17 protein-coding genes are annotated in these 19507 nt (G+C 63.9%); 8 read left to right on the top strand and 9 right to left on the bottom strand.

Features of this window, described 5'->3' with window-relative positions; genetic code table 11:
* Positions 1 to 261 precede the first annotated feature (261 nt).
* Positions 262 to 684, top strand: a complete 423-nt coding sequence (gene nikR, locus CKO27_RS11575; protein ID WP_200375048.1) for a nickel-responsive transcriptional regulator NikR — start codon at positions 262 to 264, stop codon at positions 682 to 684.
* 61 nt (positions 685 to 745) lie between these two features.
* Here the strand turns inward: nikR and CKO27_RS25190 are convergent, their stop codons facing one another.
* Genes CKO27_RS25190 through CKO27_RS11560 form a run of 3 tightly spaced genes read right to left on the bottom strand, consistent with a single transcriptional unit; the run spans position 746 to position 4070 of the window.
* Positions 746 to 1639, bottom strand: coding sequence for a transglutaminase domain-containing protein (locus CKO27_RS25190; RefSeq protein ID WP_200375047.1), 894 nt, complete (start codon positions 1637 to 1639; stop codon positions 746 to 748).
* Positions 1636 to 2598, bottom strand: coding sequence for an alpha-E domain-containing protein (locus tag CKO27_RS11565; protein ID WP_200375046.1), 963 nt, complete (start codon positions 2596 to 2598; stop codon positions 1636 to 1638). Before CKO27_RS11565 ends, CKO27_RS25190 begins: the two co-directional genes overlap by 4 nt.
* Positions 2598 to 4070, bottom strand: coding sequence for a circularly permuted type 2 ATP-grasp protein (locus tag CKO27_RS11560; protein ID WP_200375045.1), 1473 nt, complete (start codon positions 4068 to 4070; stop codon positions 2598 to 2600). The genes CKO27_RS11565 and CKO27_RS11560 overlap by 1 nt, the downstream gene beginning before the upstream one ends.
* 359 nt (positions 4071 to 4429) lie before the next feature.
* Here CKO27_RS11560 and hemP point away from each other — a divergent pair, with 359 nt between their 5' ends.
* Entirely contained in the window at positions 4430 to 4618 is a 189-nt protein-coding gene (gene hemP / locus CKO27_RS11555; protein ID WP_200375044.1) for a hemin uptake protein HemP, read from the top strand.
* 146 nt (positions 4619 to 4764) lie between these two features.
* Here hemP and CKO27_RS11550 read toward each other — a convergent pair whose 3' ends face one another.
* Together CKO27_RS11550 and CKO27_RS11545 are read right to left on the bottom strand one after the other, a co-directional pair.
* On the bottom strand, positions 4765 to 5388 hold the full coding sequence (locus CKO27_RS11550; RefSeq protein ID WP_200375043.1) for a trimeric intracellular cation channel family protein: 624 nt from the start codon (positions 5386 to 5388) through the stop codon (positions 4765 to 4767).
* A gap of 81 nt (positions 5389 to 5469) precedes the next feature.
* Positions 5470 to 5826, bottom strand: coding sequence for a hypothetical protein (locus CKO27_RS11545; RefSeq protein ID WP_200375042.1), 357 nt, complete (start codon positions 5824 to 5826; stop codon positions 5470 to 5472).
* 381 nt (positions 5827 to 6207) lie between these two features.
* Between CKO27_RS11545 and CKO27_RS11540 the strand changes: the two genes are divergently transcribed.
* The 3 genes from CKO27_RS11540 (at position 6208) to purL (ending at position 11373) form a co-directional block, all read left to right on the top strand.
* Positions 6208 to 6738 (top strand): protein disulfide oxidoreductase, encoded by a 531-nt coding sequence (locus CKO27_RS11540; protein ID WP_200375041.1) that lies wholly within the window; start codon positions 6208 to 6210, stop codon positions 6736 to 6738.
* 71 nt (positions 6739 to 6809) lie between these two features.
* Positions 6810 to 7349, top strand: coding sequence for a thermonuclease family protein (locus CKO27_RS11535; protein ID WP_242470863.1), 540 nt, complete (start codon positions 6810 to 6812; stop codon positions 7347 to 7349).
* 127 nt (positions 7350 to 7476) lie between these two features.
* On the top strand, positions 7477 to 11373 hold the full coding sequence (purL, locus tag CKO27_RS11530) for a phosphoribosylformylglycinamidine synthase (RefSeq protein WP_200375039.1): 3897 nt from the start codon (positions 7477 to 7479) through the stop codon (positions 11371 to 11373).
* A gap of 127 nt (positions 11374 to 11500) precedes the next feature.
* Here the strand turns inward: purL and CKO27_RS11525 are convergent, their stop codons facing one another.
* On the bottom strand, positions 11501 to 12778 hold the full coding sequence (locus tag CKO27_RS11525; protein WP_200375038.1) for a bifunctional O-acetylhomoserine aminocarboxypropyltransferase/cysteine synthase: 1278 nt from the start codon (positions 12776 to 12778) through the stop codon (positions 11501 to 11503).
* Between the two features lie 141 nt (positions 12779 to 12919).
* Here CKO27_RS11525 and CKO27_RS11520 point away from each other — a divergent pair, with 141 nt between their 5' ends.
* Entirely contained in the window at positions 12920 to 13774 is an 855-nt protein-coding gene (locus CKO27_RS11520; RefSeq protein WP_200375037.1) for a pentapeptide repeat-containing protein, read from the top strand.
* 67 nt (positions 13775 to 13841) lie between these two features.
* Here CKO27_RS11520 and sat read toward each other — a convergent pair whose 3' ends face one another.
* Positions 13842 to 15029 carry a sulfate adenylyltransferase gene (gene sat, locus CKO27_RS11515; RefSeq protein WP_200375036.1) on the bottom strand — a complete coding sequence of 396 codons (1188 nt, stop codon included), beginning with the start codon at positions 15027 to 15029 and terminating at the stop codon, positions 13842 to 13844.
* A 429-nt stretch (positions 15030 to 15458) separates the two neighbouring features.
* Between sat and CKO27_RS11510 the strand changes: the two genes are divergently transcribed.
* Entirely contained in the window at positions 15459 to 15677 is a 219-nt protein-coding gene (locus tag CKO27_RS11510) for a hypothetical protein (RefSeq protein ID WP_200375035.1), read from the top strand.
* 25 nt (positions 15678 to 15702) lie between these two features.
* Here the strand turns inward: CKO27_RS11510 and CKO27_RS11505 are convergent, their stop codons facing one another.
* Positions 15703 to 16383, bottom strand: a complete 681-nt coding sequence (locus CKO27_RS11505; protein WP_200375034.1) for a lytic transglycosylase domain-containing protein — start codon at positions 16381 to 16383, stop codon at positions 15703 to 15705.
* A gap of 347 nt (positions 16384 to 16730) precedes the next feature.
* Between CKO27_RS11505 and mepK the strand changes: the two genes are divergently transcribed.
* A complete protein-coding gene (gene mepK, locus CKO27_RS11500; protein ID WP_200375033.1) occupies positions 16731 to 17273 on the top strand; it encodes a peptidoglycan L,D-endopeptidase MepK in 543 nt (180 codons plus the stop codon).
* Positions 17274 to 17497: 224 nt separating this feature from the next.
* On the opposite strand, the gene CKO27_RS11495 is transcribed toward mepK, so the two are convergent.
* Positions 17498 to 19324, bottom strand: coding sequence for a ribonuclease catalytic domain-containing protein (locus CKO27_RS11495; protein ID WP_200375032.1), 1827 nt, complete (start codon positions 19322 to 19324; stop codon positions 17498 to 17500).
* Positions 19325 to 19507: the final 183 nt, after the last annotated feature.

Here is a 19507-nt window from a genome sequence, read left to right as displayed (position 1 = left end):
CCCCCTTCGGGGGGATCATGCCGCGCGGGAGAGGCGTAAGGCGATGCGCGGGAAAGCCCGTACCCGACCGAAAACTCTGAAACTCGACAGGATTAACAGGATTCTTCAAGATTGACGGGATGGAAAACAGCGCTTTATCAATCCTCTCCATCCTGCGGAATCCTGTCTCTGACGGGGCGGATCGCGGGTACAGGGTTTCCTGGAAATCACCTAACCTCTTCCGTGCGGTTTCGCCAGTTTAAGCCGGGCGCGGATTGAAACATGCCGAATACCGACGAAACCATCCGTTTCAGCGTCTCCCTGCCAAAGCCGCTCCTTGAGGATCTGGATCGACGCCTGGTCAACAAGGGCTATGCCTCACGCTCCGAGCTGGTCCGGGACATGATCCGCGAGCGTATCGTCGAGGAGACCTGGGAGCGTGGCGACACCGAGGTAGCGGGCGTGCTCACCATCGTCTACGACCACCATCAACGCGAGTTGACGCAGCACATCCTAGACATCCAGCATCGTCAGTATGTACACATAGTGGCCGCGACCCATGTGCACATGGACCACCACAATTGTCTGGAGACCATCATCATCCGGGGAATGCCGAGCGATATCGAGCGGCTCAGCCTGGAGATCGGCGGTCTGCGCGGCGTGCGCTTCGCGAAGCTAACCCGCGCCTCGCGCATCGAGAACTAGCCGAGGGTTGATCGAGCGCCGTGGCCCAATCCAGCCGATCGGAAGCCAGCCAAACCAGGAATCAGACCGAAATCCGCGAGACCGTCAAGGCCTGATTCAACTCGGGTTGCTCGCACTCGCCGCGACAGCTTTGGCGGATCGGGGCGATGTCATTGGCGTCCCGACCGATCGCCACCCGAATGTAGGTCGCGTCCGCCACCAGGCCGAGCGCCGGATCGAAGCCGCGCCAACCGGCCCCCGGAATCAGCACCTCGGCCCAATGATGCAGGGTTTGCGGACGCGCCGGCGCCTCGGGTGGCTGCGCGTCGTCGGGATCGAAATAGGCCGCGTCCAGATAGCCGGAGACGAAACGCGCCGGAATCCGCCAGTGACGCACGAGCGCGATCAGCAGATGCGACAGATCCGCCGCCGTGCCGCGCCTGTTGGCGAACAGGATTTCCAGGGCAGTGACCGACTGGGCCTCGGCGGGATCGAATCCGGCCACCTCGCGAATCCATTCAAAGGCGTCCTGAACCTGCTGGAGCAGGGGTACGCCGACCTGGAATCCAGGGACGTCGCAACCCCCGACGACTTCCGGAAGCTCGGGCGTCAAGACGCCGCGATGGAGCACGAAATCCCACAATCTGGGCGCCTGACGCAGGCTGTCGGCGATCCACTCCAGTTCCCGCTCCGCAGGCACCGGCTGAAAATCGAATGGATTGTCCCGTTTCGTCTCGACCTCGGCGACCACGGAAAAGGTGATCTGCTGGTGGGCGCCGAGCACCGCGAAGTGGTGCGAGAGATTGCCGAAGGCGTCGAGACAGGCGACCGGCTCGACCTCCGGATCGACCTTGATGACGACGCCAATCAACGACTGACTCTCGTCATCCCAGGGCGCCAGGCGAATCTGGATATGATGCTCGCGCGCCGGTCGGGCAAAACGCATGTGGCAAGCCCGCTCGATGTGATATTTCACGGAGCCTCTCCCAGGTAGACGTCGAAATAATCCGTTTGCAGCGCGGCGCTCAGTTCGGCCAGGCGGGCCAGGAATTCGTCCAGATATTCATGCAGGCCCAGCTCGATGATTCCGGCTGGATCGATCCCGCTCAGATGCGCCCTTAACGTCTCCATGCGATCGCGCGCCTCGCCTTGCGGCCGGTAGCCGATACGCTCCAGCGCCCGCTCCAGGCCATTGACACTGTAGATCAGTGAGCGGGGAAAATCCGGGTTCAGGATCACGAACTGGACCACGTCGATCGGGCGAATGCCGTTCTGGTAAAGCCGACGGTAGGCCTCGAAGCCCGACAGGGATTTGAGCAGGGCTCCCCATTGATAATAGTCGAGCGGCGAGCCGACCAGGGCCGGATCCGGAAGCAGCAGATGGTAGCGCACGTCGAGGATGCGCGCGGTCATGTCCGCGCGCTCCTGCAGACCGCCGAGCAGGGTGAAGCTGTGCGCCTCGCCGCGCATCATGGTGCTCTGGCTTAAACCGAAAACGGTCGCGACCTGGCGATGCACGAAGCCGTAGAACTCGGCCGCCCGCCAAGGCGGAAGCTTCGCCTTGAGATGCTTGTCGGTGGTCAGCCAGAGCTCGTTGAGCGTCTCCCACATGGCGTTGGAGATGCGATCGCGCACCACCCGCGCGTTCTCGCGCGAGAGCCTGAGACTGTTGTGGATGCACCCCGGATTCCTGGGATCCTGGGTCAACAGATGGATCACCCGCTGCACGGTCACATGACCGTCCGGGTAGAGATCCTCGTAACCCTCGTCCGCGCCGACGATGGTCAGCAAGGGCTTCCACTGCATCTCCTCCGTCAGGCCCTCGTCGGACTCCAGCATGTGGATGACATTGATATCCAGGACGCGCGCGGTATTGTCCGCCCGCTCCAGGTTGCGGGACATCCAGTAGAGCGATTCGGCGATTCGGCTCAGCATCAGTCGGCCAGCACCCAGGTATCCTTGCTGCCCCCGCCCTGGGATGAGTTCACCACCAGGGAGCCCTTGGTCATGGCTACCCGCGTCAGGCCGCCGGGGACGACCTCGATCTCGGCGCCATGGATGATGAAAGGCCGTAGATCCAGGTGGCGCGATTCGAGCTCGCCGTCCAGATAACAGACGTGGCGCGAGATCTGAACCACCGGCTGGGCGATGTAGTTACGCGGATTGGCGGCGATGCGGCGGGTGAAATCGTCACGCTGGGCGGCGGTCGAGGTCGGTCCCATCAACATGCCATAGCCGCCGGACTCGGCCACCGCCTTGATCACCATGCCTTGCATGTTGTCCAGCACATAGGCGCGATCCTGATGGTCCGTCATCTGATAGGTCGGAACGCTGGAGAGGATCGGCGTCTCGCCGAGGTAATAGCGAATGATGTCCGGCACATAGGCATAGACCGCCTTGTCGTCCGCGATCCCCGCTCCAGGCGCGTTCGCCAGCGCCACGTTCCCCGCCCGCCAGGCATTGATCAGACCCGCCACGCCGAGCGTGGAATCGGATCGGAACACCAGGGGATCCAGATACTCGTCATCGATGCGCCGATAGACCACATCCACCTGACGCAGCCCCAGGGTGGTCTTGAGATAGACCTTATCGTTGCGGCATACCAGATCCCGTCCCTCGGCCAGTTCGACACCCATCTCCTTGGCCAGGAAGGTGTGCTCGAAATAGGCCGAATTGAAGATACCCGGCGTCAGAACCACAACCACGGCATCCGCGGCCCCGCGCGGCGAGAGATAGCGCAACGCCTGCAACAGCCGTTCCGGATAGTGCTCGACCCGCCGCACCCGATAGCGCGCGAAGAACTCCGGCAGGACGCGGCGCTCGATGATGCGATTCTCGATCATGTAGGACACGCCCGAGGGGGTGCGCAGGTTGTCCTCCAGCACCAGATAACGACCCTCCTCGTCGCGGATCAGATCCACCCCGCTGATATGGGTGTAGATGTCGTGCGGCGGATCAATGTCCATGATCTCGCGACGCAGATCCTTGCCCCGATAGATCAGCTCGGGCGGGACAACGCCGTCCTTCAGGATGCGCTGACCGTGGTAGATATCCTTCAGGAAGAGATTGAGGGCGCGGATCCGCTGCTTGAGCCCAGCCTCGATCGGCGCCCACTCGGCCGCCGTGATGATGCGCGGCAGGATATCGAAGGGCCAGACACGTTCGATCCCCTCGTCCTGGTCCGAGTAGACCGTGAAGGTAACCCCTTCGTTGTGCAGCGCCAGGTGGGCGTCCCGCGCCTTGGCCGCGAGGCTCTGCTGCCCCGCGCGCTGGATGTGCTCCCACATCGGGAGGTAATGATCCCGGGGACGGAAGTCGTCCCGATAGAACTCGTGATAGGCCATCGCCGGACCCTCGGAGCGATCCTGCGACTGACCGGCGCCACCGGATTGAAACTGTTTGAGCATGGCAGGGCGGCTCCTCTGACCCAAGGTCTTGATTGAATCACTTAAGCAAAAAACAAGCCTCCGCTCAATGGGCCAATATAAATCGCAATTTAATGTTTTTAATATATTTTTATAAAGACACTCAGAGCCGACTCTAGATAATCCGCGCCATCCTGGTGCAGGAAAGCCCTGATTCTCCACTTGAGGCCCCCGAACGCACGAAGAAGGGGCGCCGCCAGCCCAATGGGCTCAGGGGCCATGGCGATATGGCTCGACCCCATTGACGACGGCCAACGATCGTTATATCATAAATGCGAATCGTTGTTGTTTGATCGACATAGACCGACCCCGGCGCGACCATCCCCTGGAGGAAAACGACCATGCCATCCGCTTCTTCGTCCGAGAGCCCCTTCCAGCCCACGGCGCGAGACCGCCATGCGTATCCCCAGCCGCGCCGGGTCGACAGTAACAGCCTCCTGGGCGGACAGAATCTGCTCATGATCGAGCATGCGGGCTGTAGCTACTACCTGCGCATGACACGCAACAACAAGCTGATTCTGACCAAATGATGCCGGCGCGCGCTGGCATGGGAATGCTGCGGCGCGGCTACAGCGGTGCGTGTCGCGACGCTGGAGCGTCGGAGCTAAGCGATGATCGGGTCGGGCTGACGGGCGCAATCCCGCCAGCCCGACCCGATCGCGGCCTTGCGAGCCCCTTAAGGCCGGGACGTGAAGCGCGGTAGACCGATATCCCAACGGATCGCGACCACCCGCAGCAGAAAGATCAGAACGCCAGCCGCCACCGCCGCCACACCGACCTGGATGTCCCAGGCCACGAGCCCCAGGAAAGCGAGCGACCCGCCCCAGGCGGCGGTGGCATAGAGCGGACCCTGAAACACCAGCGGTTCCTCATTGCAGAGCACATCGCGCAGAATGCCGCCCACGACGCCGGTAATGACGCCCATGAAACTCGCGACCAGCCAGGGCGCGCCCCAGACCAAGGCCGCCTTGGTGCCGGTGATGGTGAAGAGCGCCAGGCCGGCGGCATCCGGAATCAGAAAGAGCCGCGCCGGCAGCACGAATACCCGCGCCAGGAAGAACGTCAGCAGCGCCGCCGCCAGCGCCGCGATCAGGTAAGTCTGATCGACCACCCAGAACACCGGCCGATCGAGCAGCAGATCGCGCAGCGAACCGCCCCCGAGCGCCGCGGCCAACGCCACCACGACCATCCCGAACAGATCGAAGCGCTTGCGCCCGGCTTCCAGCACCCCAGCGGCGGCCATCATCGCCACCGCCCCAAGGCTGATGGCCCGCATCAGATCATCGAGTGGAACAGGCATGGTCACCGCTCATCCCGGTCGATCGTGAAGCCAGACGCCTGGTTTGGCCGCTCCAACTCGCTGTTGATCTAGGGTTAAAGGCTAGATATCCTCATCATCCTCGTCGTTGTCATCGTCGTCGTCCGCGTCCACGTCCGCGTCTTCTTCTAGATTTTCTAGGTAATTCTGGCATATACGTTCTGGAAGCTTACGCCAGTTTTCTACGAATTGTGTTTCTGCAAAGGCAAAATATGTGTCCAAGTCGATCATGACTAGGCCAAGGCGAAGGCAAGCATCTGCGAGTTTTTGGATAGTAATAGCATGCAAGCGACGAACGCCGAGGAGTGACTTAAGATCTTCTCGATCTACTCTGAATTTGCCGCGAGATTTTCCACCAAATGTTTCCTCATAAACTTGGAAGTAGAGGGTGGATGCAACACTTTCGATTCGTTTTTTCATCGTTTTGTCTCAGCTAAGGTGATTGGCAGGATTCACAAAAGATGCTTTAGGCAATCTCCACGCAAAAAGATTGCCACAGCAATCTTTTTGAGATTTAGATTTTATTTTCGATCTTTTTTGCTGTCAAGATCTTTTCGCTGATCTTTTTTGTTTGCCGGCGGAGCGTACCGGTCGCGGGCTTGCAAACCCAGCGCCGTAGGGCGATCCGCCATCGCAACCTCATCGCAAGAAGGCGGAACCGCTATCGCGTTCCGCCCTACGCGGGCTACGCGGGCTCCTCGCCTCCCATCGAGAACGCGACTTGGTGTTGGAGATCAGGGATGCATCCTGGTTCAATACGCGATCGCCCGATCCGGCGACGCCTCTTCCGGGAACCCCTGAATGTCTCCTGACCACTCCCCATCACCACCCCGCCGAACCAAACGGCTCCGGGGTTGGCTGATCAACATCGTCCTGATCCTATTGGTTTTCTCGGCCATCCAATGGTGGAAAGCCAGACCACTGGCCAGTGGCGAGGCACCGCCACTGGCCGGCGTCACTCTCGATGGACGCGCGTTAGACTTGACCGACCTTCGGGGCCGACCCCTGCTGGTCCACTTCTGGGCCAGTTGGTGCCCCATCTGCGGGGTGATGGACGGCGCCATCGCCGCGATCGCCAAGGACCACCCGGTCGTCACCGTGGCGCTACAATCCGGCACCCATGAAGAACTCCGACGCTTGATGCGGGACTTAGGGCACGATTTTCCGGTCATCCCGGACCCCGACGGACAGCTTGCGCATCGATGGGGTGTGAGCGGGGTTCCGACTACTTTCGTGGTCGACGCCGCCGGACGGATCCGCCAGGCCTCCGTCGGCGTCGGCACCGAGTGGGGTCTGCGACTCCGCTTGTGGATCGCCGCCCACGGGGACTAGGCGACGAGGCAAGAACAATGGCCGCGGCGACCTCGCCCGGCTCGGGCCTTTCCCTCCGGAGGACACTCGGCTTGCGTAACCTATTCCGCTCATCGATCGGCTCGGGAGCGATTACCCTGATCCTCCTGACGGCCTGGGGAATCGATCGGTGGGGTGGCGGCTTGATCCCGGCCGGCTGGTCGCTCGGCGCGGGCGGACGCTCCTGCCGACTGGAAAAGGTGCTGGATGGGGATTCGCTGCGCTTGGTCTGCCAGGGTAAGCCGGTGGAGGTGCGACTCTATTGCATCGACGCGCCCGAGAAGAACCAACGCCCCTGGGGCGATCGCTCGCGCGCGCATCTGCGCGACATGGCGCCGCGCGAACTGCGGCTGGTGACGATCGATCGCGACCGCTACGGACGCACGGTCGGTGAGGTTTACACGCTCGACCCGGAGCCGCGTCTGCTGAATCTGGAGCAGGTCCGGGCCGGACAGGCGGCGGTCTACGAGCGTTACTGCGACGACTCGCGCTATTCCCGCGCCCAGCGCGAGGCGCGCGGCGCCAAACGCGGCATCTGGAGCCGCCGGGGCGAGCACCAGACACCCTGGACCTTTCGCCAACGGCGCTCCTAGCCGGCCCTCGGGTCGATCCGGCTGGCGCGCTTCGAGCGACACGCGCGGATCGCGCAATGGCGACTGCCCCCACGCGGCGCGCCCGAGTATCATGTCGCCATCCCCCAAGCCTCCAGAGCAACCGCCCATGCTGGTCCTACGCGGCGCGCCCGCCATTTCCGATTTCCGTCTCCAAAAGCTGGCCGAGCGACTCCGCGATCGGACTGGGATGCCGATCCGGCCCTATGCCGAGTATGTCCATTTCGCCCAGTTGAGCGGAGCGCCGAGCGCGGAGGAGCGCGCCATCCTGGAGCGTCTGCTGCGCTATGGCCCCAGTCTCCCGACGCATGAGCCAGAGGGAACGCTGGTGCTGGTCGTGCCCCGGCCGGGGACCATCTCGCCCTGGTCGTCCAAGGCCACCGACATCGCGCGCAATTGCGGTCTCACCCTGGTCCGGCGGCTGGAACGCGGCCTCGCCTATTACCTGACGACGGCGGAGGCGGAGCGGATCGAAGGGGCGCCACTGGAGGCGGCGGCCGCCATTCTGCATGACCGCATGACCCAGGTGACGCTGTTCGACCTGGAGGCGGCGGGCCGTCTGTTCGAGGCGGCGGAGCCGCGGCCCTCGCGGCGGGTGGATCTGCTCGGCGCTGGCCGTCCGGCCCTGGAGCGCGCCAATGGCGAATTGGGTCTGGCGCTCTCGGACGACGAGATCGCCTATCTGGCCGAGAACTTCCTGGCCCTGGGTCGCGATCCGACCGATGTCGAACTCATGATGTTCGCCCAGGCCAACTCCGAGCACTGTCGGCACAAGATCTTCAACGCCGATTGGGTGATCGACGGCGAACCCCAGCCACGCTCGCTGTTCGCCATGATCCGACACACCACCGATCGGTCTCCCGCGGGCGTGCTCTCCGCCTATCACGACAATGCCGCCGTGGTCGAGGGTTGGGAGGGGCGACGCTTCATGCCCTGCCCCCAGACCCGCATCTACTGCGAGTCGGAGGAGGCCATTCATCTCCTGATGAAGGTGGAGACGCACAACCATCCGACCGCCATCGCGCCCGATCCGGGCGCGGCGACCGGCTCGGGCGGCGAGATCCGTGACGAGGGCGCGACCGGACAGGGCGCCAAGCCCAAGGCCGGGCTCTGCGGCTTCTCGGTCTCGAATCTGCGGATTCCAGGCTTCGAACAGCCTTGGGAAGTGGACCATGGCAAACCGGAGCGGATCGTCTCGGCCCTGGACATCATGCTCGAAGGACCGATCGGCGCCGCCGCCTTCAACAACGAGTTCGGCCGACCCAATCTGACAGGCTATTTCCGCGCCTACGAACAGACGATCCCTGGCCCGGACGGGACCGAGGAGCTGCGTGGCTATCACAAGCCGATCATGCTGGCCGGCGGTCTCGGCAACATCCGCGAGGAGCATGTCGCCAAGCAACCCTTTCCGGCGGGGACACCGCTGATCGTGCTAGGCGGACCGGCGATGCTGATCGGGCTCGGCGGCGGGGCGGCCTCCAGCATGACCTCGGGAACCTCGGCGGAGGATCTGGATTTCGCCTCGGTGCAGCGCGCCAATCCCGAGATGCAACGCCGCTGTCAGGAGGTCATCGACCGCTGCTGGGCGCGCGGCACGAATAACCCCATCCTCTTCATCCATGACGTTGGTGCCGGCGGACTCTCCAACGCCCTGCCGGAGCTGGTCCATGACGGCGGACGTGGCGGACGCTTCGAACTTCGGGCGATCGCCAACGACGACCCCGGCATGTCGCCGATGGAGATCTGGTGCAACGAGGCCCAGGAGCGCTACGTCCTGGCCGTCGCGGCGGAGCGGCTGGAAGAGTTCAAGGCGATCTGCGAGCGCGAGCGCTGTCCCTACGCCATCGTCGGCGCGGCGACCGAGGAGGAACATCTCGCGCTCGAAGACCGCCAGTTCGGCGACCGTCCGATCGACATGCCGCTCTCGCTGCTGCTCGGCAAACCGCCGCGGATGCGCCGCGAGGTGTCACGCCTGCCGTCGCCGGGCACCGCCTTCGAGACCGGGACGCTGGATCTCGGCGAGGCCATCTTCCGTGTGCTGCGCCTGCCCACGGTCGCGGACAAGAGTTTCCTCATCACCATCGGCGATCGCAGCATCACCGGCCTGGTGGCGCGCGATCAGATGGTCGGCCCCTGGCAGGTTCCGGTCGCCGACTGCGCCGTGACCATGAGCGATTTTCGCGGCTATCGGGGCGAGGCCATGGCGATCGGCGAACGCTCGCCGCTGGCGCTGCTGAACGCGCCAGCCTCCGGTCGGATGGCGGTGGGCGAGGCGGTGACCAATATCGCCGCCGCCTGCATCGATCATCTGGGCGACATCCGGCTTTCGGCCAACTGGATGGCCGCCGCAGGCCATCCCGGCGAGGACGCGCGTCTCTACGCGACGGTGCATGCCGTCGGGATGGAATTGTGCGCCGAGCTGGGAATCGCCATCCCGGTCGGCAAGGACTCCATGAGCATGAAGACGGTCTGGCAAACCGGCGAGGGCGAGCGCCGCGAGATGACCGCCCCCCTGTCGCTGATCGTCTCGGCCTTCGCGCCAGTGTCCGACGTGCGCCGCACGCTCACCCCGCGACTGCGCACCGACCAGGGCGACACCGATCTCATCCTCATCGATCTCGGGCGCGGCCGGAATCGGCTCGGCGGCTCCTGTCTGGCTCAGGTTTTCAACCATCTGGGTGACGAGGCACCGGATCTGGACCGGCCGGATCTGCTCAAACGTTTCTTCGCCGCCATCCAGGAGTTGCGCGAGGAGGATCTCATCCTCGCCTATCACGACCGCTCGGACGGCGGTCTCCTGACCACGCTGTGCGAGATGGCCTTCGCCGGACGCTGCGGCGTCGATGTCGACCTGGCCGCGATCGGACCTGACGACCTCGCGGCGCTGTTCAGCGAGGAACTGGGCGCGGTGATCCAGGTGCGCCATACCGATACCGACGACGTGCTGCATATCCTCGATTTCCATGGACTCGCCGAGTTCAGCCCGGTCATCGGGATGCTCGACGACAGCGACCAGATCCGCATCTGCCGTCGCTGCCGCACCCTGTTCGAGGCCGACCGTGCGGACTTGCAGCAAGCCTGGTCCGAGACCAGCTTCCGGATGCAGGCGCTGCGCGATCATCCCGCCTGCGCGGAGGAGACCTATGCGCGCATCGCCGGCGAGGATCCGGGTCTGAATGCCGTGCTGACCTTCGACCCGGACGACGACATCGCCGCGCCCTATATCGAGCGCGGCGCCCGTCCGCCGATCGCCATACTGCGCGATCAGGGCGTGAACGGCCAGATCGAGATGGCCGCCGCCTTTCATACCGCCGGTTTCGAGTGCGTCGACGTGCCGCTCTCGGACGTGCTCGCCGGTCGCGTCGATCTCGCCGATTTCCGCGGGCTGGCGGCCTGCGGCGGTTTCTCCTACGGCGACGTGCTGGGCGCCGGCGAGGGCTGGGCTAAGACCATCCTCTTCAACCCGCGCGCGCGCGATCAGTTCCAGCGGTTCTTCGAGCGCGGCGATACCTTCACGCTCGGCATCTGCAACGGCTGTCAGATGCTCTCGAATCTGCGCGAGCTGATCCCAGGCTCCGAGCACTGGCCGCATTTCGTGCGCAACCGCTCCGAGCAGTTCGAGGCACGCACCCTGCTGCTGGAGGTCGCCGGGACGCCGTCGGTGGTGCTGGCCGATATGGCCGGATCGCGGATGCCGATCGCCGTCGCGCACGGCGAGGGGCGAGCCGAGTTCCGCGACGCGGCGCATCTGGCGGCGGCCGAGCCCTGGGTGGTCGCGCGTTATCTGGAGAATGACGGTCGGGTCGCCGATCTCTATCCGGCCAACCCCAATGGGTCGCCCAATGGCATCGCCGGTCTCACGACGACCGACGGTCGGGTCACCATCATGATGCCGCATCCGGAACGGGTCTTCCGCGCGGTTCAGAACTCCTGGCGCCCGGACGACTGGGGTCAGGATGGACCCTGGATGCGGCTGTTCCGCAATGCGCGGGTGTGGGTGGGCTGAAGACTCGCCCGCCACTCGCCGCTGAAGTGGCGGTTAGCGGCGGGCGGATCTCGATTACTTGTTGGTATTCAGACCGATGGCGCTGGCGACGATACGGAAGCGGCGATCGAGTTTTCCAGAAGCGGTGCTAACCGGCGGCGGCCAGCGCCTGATCCAGATCGGCGATGATGTCGTCGATGTGCTCGATACCGATCGACAGCCGGATCAGATCCTCGGACACCCCGGCGCGCGCCAGTTCCGCCGGGGAGAGCTGGCGGTGCGTGGTAGTCGCCGGATGACAGGCAAGCGTCTTGGCGTCGCCGATATTGACCAGCCGCACCGCGAGCTTGAGGGCGTCGATGAAGCGCGTGCCGGCCTCAATCCCGCCCTTGATACCGAAGGAGAGGATGGAACTCGCCTTGGCGCCGTCCATGTATTTCTGGATCAGCGGATAGTCCGGGCTGTCCGGCAGACCGGCATAGCGCACCCATTCCACCTTCGGATGCGCCTTGAGGTATTCGGCCACGGCGATGGCGTTCTCGCAGTGGCGGTCCATGCGCACCGGCAGCGTCTCGATGCCTTGCAGGATCAGGAAGCTGTTAAAGGGCGAAATAGCCGCGCCCATGTTGCGCAGCGGCACCACACGGGCACGCGCGATGTAAGCGGCGGCGCCCAGCGCCTCGGTATAGACCACGCCATGGTAGGAGATGTCCGGCTCGTTGAGCATGGGGAAACGCGCGGCGTGCTCGGCCCAGGGGAACTTGCCCGAGTCGACCAGCACCCCGCCGATCGAGGTTCCATGGCCGCCCATGTACTTGGTCAGGGCATGGACGATGATGTCGGCGCCATGCTCGAAGGGGCGGCACAGATAGGGCGTCGGCACCGTGTTGTCGACGATCAGCGGCACGCCATGGGCGTGGGCCATGTCGGCGATCGCCTGGATGTCCGCGACATTGCCGGCCGGGTTGCCGATGGATTCACAAAAAACCGCCTTGGTCTTGGCGTCGATCTGGGCGGCCATGCCCGCGATGTCGTTGGGCGCGGCGAAGCGCACCTGGATCCCGAGTCGCGGCAGTGTGTGGGCGAAGAGATTGTAGCTGCCGCCATAGAGGGTCGAGACCGCGACGATGTTGTCGCCGGCCTGGGCGATGGTGAAGATCGAGTTAGTGACGGCCGCCATCCCCGAGGCCAGCGCCAGGGCGCCGATGCCGCCCTCCAGCGCCGCCGAACGCTTCTCCAGCACGTCGCTGGTCGGATTCATCATGCGGGTGTAAATGTTGCCCGCCACCTTGAGGTCGAAGAGATCGGCGCCGTGCTGGGTGTCGTCGAAGGCGTAGCTGGTGGTCTGATAGATGGGCGTGGCCACCGACTTGGTGGTGGGATCGGGCTCGAAGCCAGCATGGATGGCCAGGGTTTCGATCTTCATCAAGGCACTCCTCCGAATGGTCGTTTGTTGTCCGGGGTTCCGGTGGCGCGGCACCGAGAATGGACCCCGGCTAGATGATACATTTGCCGGACGTACGCCGATCAAGATAAAGCAGCGAACCAGATTCGGAGGACAGGCTCAATGGTCGAGATCAAGCATCGCGAGACGGGAGAGGTTCTGGAAACCATCGAGGCCGACTCGCTCGTCGGCGCGGATTTGCGGGACATGCGGTTGGACGGCGCGGACCTGCGCGGAGCGGATCTGAGCGGGGCCGACCTGAGCTCCAGCGACCTCACTGGCGCCTGCCTCCAGGGCGCGCGTCTGGTCGACGCCATCCTGATCGGAGCGCATCTGAAGGATGCCGACCTCGGTTCGGCGGATCTATCGCGCGCCCGGCTCGGCTCGGAACTCCCCTCGCGCGCGGCCATGCTCAACGGAGCGAATCTCTCCGAGGCGCGCCTGATCCATGCGGATCTACGCGGAGCGGAGATCCGTTTCGCCCGCCTGCGGGGCGCCAACCTGAGTCACGCGGACATGCGCGGCACGGATTTCCATGGGAGCGATCTGTGCCGGGTGACGGCCGTTAAGGCGCTCCTCATCAAGGCCAATCTGCGCGAGGCCAACCTCGACGGCGCGGACCTGCGCGACGGCCATCTCAACGACGCCAATCTGGTCCGCGCCAGCCTGCGCCGGGCCGACCTAACCAGCACCACGCCCGACGGCTTCACCGTCATCAATCTGGCCAATCTGGAAGGAGCGGACCTCGGCGGCGCCAGGCTGCGCGGCATCTCGGCCCAGGATACCAACCTGCGTCACGCCAATCTGACCGACGCCGATCTCACCAACGCCATCCTCGGCGGCGCCATCCTGCATCGAGCGGATGTCACCAATGCGGACTTCTCGGGCGTCGAACTCGCCAGCGTCACCATGGAGTTCGCGAATTTCTCCAAGGCGCGTCACGCCGCCGTGCCTTCATACAAGAAAAACCTCAGATAGCCCAAAAGTGTGAGCCGCCTTGGTTTCGCAACCTTGGCGGCTCATCGATCGCTTACGAATCGGCCATTTAGTCCAACGACTGATAGTAATCCATGAGGATCCGGGCAACCTCCGGGCGCGAGAACTCGGGAGGCGGCGCGATCCCGCTTCCGAGCAGTTCGCGTACCTTGGTGCCGGAGAGCAGCACGAAATCCTCCTTGGTGTGATCCGGCGCCTCGCACATCATCACGACCCGGTTGAGCTTTTTCGAGTAGGCGGTGTGATCCGCCTTGAAAATCTCGATCTCCATCGCACCTTCCGGAACCTCGTCCTCGAAGATGGTCTGGGCGTCGAAGGCGCCATAGTAATCGCCGACACCCGCATGATCGCGGCCGATGATGAAATGGGTGGCGCCCATGTTCTGACGGAAATAGGCATGGAGCACCGCCTCGCGCGGTCCGGCGTAGAGCATGTCGAACCCGTAGCCCGTCACCATGGCGCTGTTGGGCGCGAAATAGAGCTCCACCATCTTACGGATGGAGGCATCGCGCACCGGCGCCGGGATGTCGCCCGCCTTGAGCTTGCCGAGCAGCATGTGAATGACCAGACCGTCGCAATCGAGCCGGTCCATGGCCATGTGGCACAACTCCTCATGGGCCAGATGCATGGGGTTGCGGGTCTGGAAGGCGACGATCCGCTTCCAGCCACGTTCCGCGATCTCGTTGCGAATCTCCACGGCGGTACGGAAGGTATCCGGAAAATCGTCCTGGAAGTAGGAAAAATGCAGCACCTGGATCGGGCCGGAGACGGCGTGCCGCCCCTGACCATTGAAGGCGGCGACGCCTGGATGCTCGGGATCCAGGGTGCGATAGACCTTCTCGGTCATCAGCGCCATCTGGGCGTCCGAGACCGGTTCGATGGCCTCGACGTCCATCACCGCCAGCACCGGGTGACCTTCCATGTTCGGATCGCGCAAGGCGATGCGCGCGGCCCCCCGGATGGCCTCGACATCTTCCAGCAGACAGAGGATCGGCACCGGGAAGAACAGCCCATCGGTCGTGCGCATGGTCTCGGCCACGCTCAGGGCATCAGCCAGATTCATGAAGCCTGTGAGCGGACTGAAATAGCCGCCGCCCATCATGACCGCGTTCCCGGCCGCCTGGGAACTGATGAGGATCTGGGGCAAGGTCTCCGCCTCACGCATCAGCGCATGGTGCTGTTCCGGATCGTAGACGAACAACGGCTTGAGGACATCGGAACCCACGGGTTTGATCATCGTCTGTCTCTCCTCTCGGCTTCATCGCAAGCCCGCCGGCACCGAGCGAGCAAAATGGATGAGACGGATTCTTGAAGTGATTTCGAGTCGAGGTGGCCGCGTCGCGGCGGCCCACCCCAACCTCCATTGGTCGACTTGGTTGATCGACGGACCCGCGCATCCCGGAGTCAGGCGCACCGGGATGGCGGTCGCGGCTCAACCGTCAACGGTCGTCGCAACGACATGGATGCCGCCGCGCCGGAACCTTAACACGCTGGCCGCCGACCTTTACAAGGATGTACTTATGGATCCAACAAAATATTGCACGGACAGCGATCGGACTCGCGGGCGGGCGATTGCGTTAGAATTGCCGACCTGTGTTCCGTTCGCCCCGAGTCGAGTCCGGCGCGCAACGGCACGTCGGAGCCTATTCCCAAAGGAACCAAGAACATGCCCTATTTCGTTTACAAGATTTCGCCCCCACGCCAGCTCGAACACCTCGACACCGTCGAGCAGTATCAGCAAGCGCGCGAGATCGTGCGCGCCCGGCGCCAGAACGAGCCACGCGAGAATGGAGTCGAATACCGGCTGATCTACGCGAGACAGCAGGGAGAAGCGGAAAAACTCCTCTCCACGCCACGCGATACGCGCGTCATCGGAGAGGATTGAGCCGCGGCGTGGGCGCGCGCGGGCGTCAGCGCACCGACATCGCGAGGGTGGATGGCCGTTCGGCCGAGTAGTATTGAAGAACCTTGCGGACGTAAGCCTGGGTCTCGGCATAGGGCGGAATCTGGCGACCGTGCTTGAGCACCGCCCCCTCACCCGCGTTGTATCCCGCGAGCGCCAGTTTGACGTCCTGATCGAACATATCCAGCAGGAAACGCAGGTAAGCGGCGCCCCCGCGGACGTTTTCCACGGGATTGAAGCTGTCCTTGACACCGTAGCGCGCGGCGGTTCCGGGCATCAGCTGCATGAGGCCCTGGGCGCCCGCCCGCGACACGGCGGAGGGATTATAGGCGGATTCGGCACGAATCACGGCGTGCAGCAAGGCCGGAGAGAGCCCGTAGCGCCGCGCGTTGGCGTGAACGAGATCGTTGTAGGTGGAGCGCCGCTGCGCCTGGGATTTGCCCATCGCGACCGATTTGCCCGTGATGACACGCCCACGCGCGGCGATATTGCGCCGGTCGCTCTCGCGCACCAGCTTCCTGGCCTCGCGATGCCACTCCAACTGGTAACGGCTCCCCTTCAGCGGCGTGTCCGTGAAGTAGACATTGCCCGAGCCGTCGACGTATTTGTAGATGTCGGCGCGCGCCGACCCCCAGGCGGCGACCGCCACGGCCCCGATCAGCAATGACGTTCTCAGCATTGCGTACATCCATCACCCCCCAATAATTCGACGATCGCAAGCATCATAGTTCAATTCGAGCGAGGAAGCAGCGAACCCGGCGCCGGCCGTTCATGAAAAAGGCATCCGGCCGCCGTCCACAAGTCCGCCAAGACAAAAAACCCCTGATCCTAAAGTTACTTAAAGCGCGATCACCCGATTTATGAAGTTCGCTATTACTTTGCTTGAAATCCAATCCTTTATGACATTCTCCTTGCCCCTGGGATTAAGCCCGTCCTAGAATTGACTCGAAGCAAATTTTCATTGCTTTCGCTAAGGCGCCAACTATAATCCAAACCTCAAACGATCGCTAACGTCACAAATGTACCGGGGGGAACATGAATCGACGTTATTTCCTGGGGCTTGCCCTATCCGCCGCCACGTCACCCGTCGCCGCCTCTTCCATTTTCTCCAGACGAATCATTGATCGTCCGCGTGTTCTCTCGTTCTATCACATGCACACCGAGGATCGGATCGATATCACTTACCGGATCGGCGAAGTCTACCAGCGCCCCGCGATTCAAAGACTCAACCAATTCTTCAGGGATTTCCGCACCGGCGACGCCACCGCGATGGATCCCAGACTGTTCGATCTGCTCTACGACCTCAAGCTCTCGCTAGACGAACCGGACGCACGGTTCAACGTCATCAGCGCCTATCGCTCGCCCGCCACCAACACCAAGCTCAGGCGCACCTCCTCGGGCGTCGCCAGGAACAGCCTCCACCTCAGGGGACAAGCGATCGATATCCGCTTGCCCGGCTCCTCGATACGACGCGTTGGCAATGCCGCCGTGGCTCTCGGTCGTGGCGGCGTGGGTTATTACAGCCGTTCGGATTTTGTCCACCTGGACACGGGTAACGTGCGAAAGTGGGGCGCTTGAGACGAGCCCCCTAGCCGAGACGACCGCCACGCGGCAACCACTCAAGCCCGAACTTCTCGCGGGGCTTGGACCCCTCCGGTCCAAGTCCCGCGTCGAGGCTAGGCGAAGCAATCCAGGCTTGATCCGCCAGGATCCCTCGGAACATCCATGAAGGCCATGAGGGTAAAGGCCGGCCGGAACCGCCTCACTGACCCAGGTCAATGAATCCGAAACTCGGGGCTCGCTCATCCCAGAATTCGAAAGCTCGCGCTCAGATCTGGGATATCGACCTCATTCAGGGTGATCCCGAGCCGCTGGTTGAGCGTGACCTCCTCGCGGACACGCACGCGCGTCTCCAGCGCCAGTTCCGGCAGCAACAAAACGGCCTTGCGCTCTTCCACGGCCACCACCACGCCGGCCCCCTTCCAGCCCGGATTGTTCTTCAGATACACCAGCTTCCAATGCTGATTGGAGAGTCGTTCTCCGCGTCGCACCGCCACGGACGCGGCCTCGGCCGCGCCGATACGCTCCACGACCCCCGGCCGGTCGAGCGCGGAATCGCCCTTGAGCCAGGCGCGGATCTGCTGATGGACCAATAGATCCGAGTAACGGCGCAGTGGACTGGTCGTGCGCGTGTAGAGTTCAAGACCAAGACTGGCGTGTGGATCGGGATCGAGCGAGAGCTTGGTCGGCTTGAAGCAGCGGCGCCTGGCATACATGGCCGCCAGGTCCAGGGTCTCCTCGGTCTTGTCGGGTGGCGGCTGAACCGCGAAAGGGATCGGGAGGCCCTGCTCCAGACAGAAACGCGCCGTCGCCTCGCCCGCCATCAACATGGCGTCCGTGACCAATTCCCGGCTTCCGAGGCGTGGCAGCGGCCGGATCCTGACCTGCCCATCCTCGACACGCACGCTGACCTCGGGCAGGGCCAGGCGGCTGGCCCCGGAGGCGGAACGCCGGGCGCGAAAGCGGTCGGTGATGGCGCGCAAGGCGGCGAAGGGCTCCTCGTCCAGCCGTTGCTCGACCGCCTCGTAGCTCAGGCGCGTGACACGGACCCAGGTGCGATGGACCTCGATATCCAGGATCTCGCCGGCGTCGCCACAACGCAGGCCGAACGACAGGGCGGGAGACACCTCATGCAGGCCCAACCCGAGACGCTCGGTCACTGCGGAGGGCAGCATGTTCACGACCCCCTCGGGCAGATAGAGGTTCGCCCCGCGCGCCCTCGCTTCGCGTTCCAGCTCGCTATCCGGCGTCACCAGCGCGGCGACGTCGGCGACATGCACCCACAGCCGCTCGCCATCCAGACTCAAGGCATCGTCCGGATCCTGATTACCCTCATCGTCGATGGCATAGGCCGGCAGATGCGTCAGGTCGAGACGCTCCTCCTCGGGTAGATCCGGTACGGGTAGCGCGATATCTCCGACCGGCGCGCCACATCGGATCGGATGCGGATTATGGTGAGGCCGCCAGTAGCCGACCTGGATCAGCGCGCGCTGGGCGTTTTCCGGCGTCTGTTGATGCCCGAGCGCCTCCAGCACGCGACTGTGCTCGGACCGGCCGAGGGCCAGACGCTCGACCTCGCCGAGTCGATGGCTGTCGTGGGGGGCCGGCCGCGCGGCCTTCATGCGCTCCAGGAAGGACTGCCAGTCGCGCTCGGCGGCCTCCTTGGCGGCACGCTCGGCCCGCTCGCGTTCGACCACCTCGCGACAGCGCGCCTGAATGGCCCCCGGCGTGCCGGTGAAGGCCAGACCCTCGGCGACCAACTGCCAGGCCGCCCAGGCGGTCGCCGGAGTGAAGTCGTTGAAGGCCAGCTCGGCCAGATCCCTCAGGGTCGTCTCGCTGCCCTCCAGCAGTTCCCACGCCTCGGTGGGCGCGCCCTCCTGGGGCGCCAGCTCCGAGAGGTGGCGCAAGGGGCCTGGATGGAGCAGTTCGATGTCCTTCGGCCGAACGCGCTTGCTCTGGCCACCATCCAGCTCGATTTCTATCTTCTCGCCGACGCCAACGACGCGGGCGGGCCTGACCTTGTAGAGCACCAGGCTGTCAAGGGGCGGTGTCACTTGATGTGTCGGCAAGACGCTATCATCTCCTGTCACGAGCGCCGGACCGGCGCCACGCGGCTTGGGAACTTCCAAGGGTGAAGTGGAAAGATACGCGAATGTCGTTCGGGAATCCTCAGTCTTCGCCCGCTTCGGCAGGGTTCGCTTCCAGGCTTTCGATTCCGAGCGATTTCATCGAGAATCGCCGCCAAGCGGTTC

Origin of the sequence: Thiocystis violacea, from assembly GCF_016583575.1 — a bacterium.
In the GTDB taxonomy this organism is placed as follows: domain Bacteria; phylum Pseudomonadota; class Gammaproteobacteria; order Chromatiales; family Chromatiaceae; genus Thiocystis; species Thiocystis violacea.
Note: the sequence above shows the minus strand (reverse complement) of the source record. Positions and strands in the feature narration are given on the sequence as shown.

Bases quoted from the DNA above. Each gene is read 5' to 3' on its own strand.
- purL (WP_200375039.1), top strand. From the start codon at position 7,477: ATGCTGGTCCTACGCGGCGCGCCCGCCATTTCCGATTTCCGTCTCCAA.
- CKO27_RS11505 (WP_200375034.1), bottom strand. From the start codon at position 16,383: ATGTACGCAATGCTGAGAACGTCATTGCTGATCGGGGCCGTGGCGGTC.
- CKO27_RS11560 (WP_200375045.1), bottom strand. From the start codon at position 4,070: ATGCTCAAACAGTTTCAATCCGGTGGCGCCGGTCAGTCGCAGGATCGC.
- CKO27_RS11550 (WP_200375043.1), bottom strand. From the start codon at position 5,388: ATGCCTGTTCCACTCGATGATCTGATGCGGGCCATCAGCCTTGGGGCG.
- CKO27_RS11565 (WP_200375046.1), bottom strand. From the start codon at position 2,598: ATGCTGAGCCGAATCGCCGAATCGCTCTACTGGATGTCCCGCAACCTG.
- CKO27_RS11545 (WP_200375042.1), bottom strand. From the start codon at position 5,826: ATGAAAAAACGAATCGAAAGTGTTGCATCCACCCTCTACTTCCAAGTT.
- mepK (WP_200375033.1), top strand. From the start codon at position 16,731: ATGAATCGACGTTATTTCCTGGGGCTTGCCCTATCCGCCGCCACGTCA.
- sat (WP_200375036.1), bottom strand. From the start codon at position 15,029: ATGATCAAACCCGTGGGTTCCGATGTCCTCAAGCCGTTGTTCGTCTAC.
- nikR (WP_200375048.1), top strand. From the start codon at position 262: ATGCCGAATACCGACGAAACCATCCGTTTCAGCGTCTCCCTGCCAAAG.
- CKO27_RS11540 (WP_200375041.1), top strand. From the start codon at position 6,208: ATGTCTCCTGACCACTCCCCATCACCACCCCGCCGAACCAAACGGCTC.
- hemP (WP_200375044.1), top strand. From the start codon at position 4,430: ATGCCATCCGCTTCTTCGTCCGAGAGCCCCTTCCAGCCCACGGCGCGA.
- CKO27_RS11525 (WP_200375038.1), bottom strand. From the start codon at position 12,778: ATGAAGATCGAAACCCTGGCCATCCATGCTGGCTTCGAGCCCGATCCC.
- CKO27_RS11520 (WP_200375037.1), top strand. From the start codon at position 12,920: ATGGTCGAGATCAAGCATCGCGAGACGGGAGAGGTTCTGGAAACCATC.
- CKO27_RS11510 (WP_200375035.1), top strand. From the start codon at position 15,459: ATGCCCTATTTCGTTTACAAGATTTCGCCCCCACGCCAGCTCGAACAC.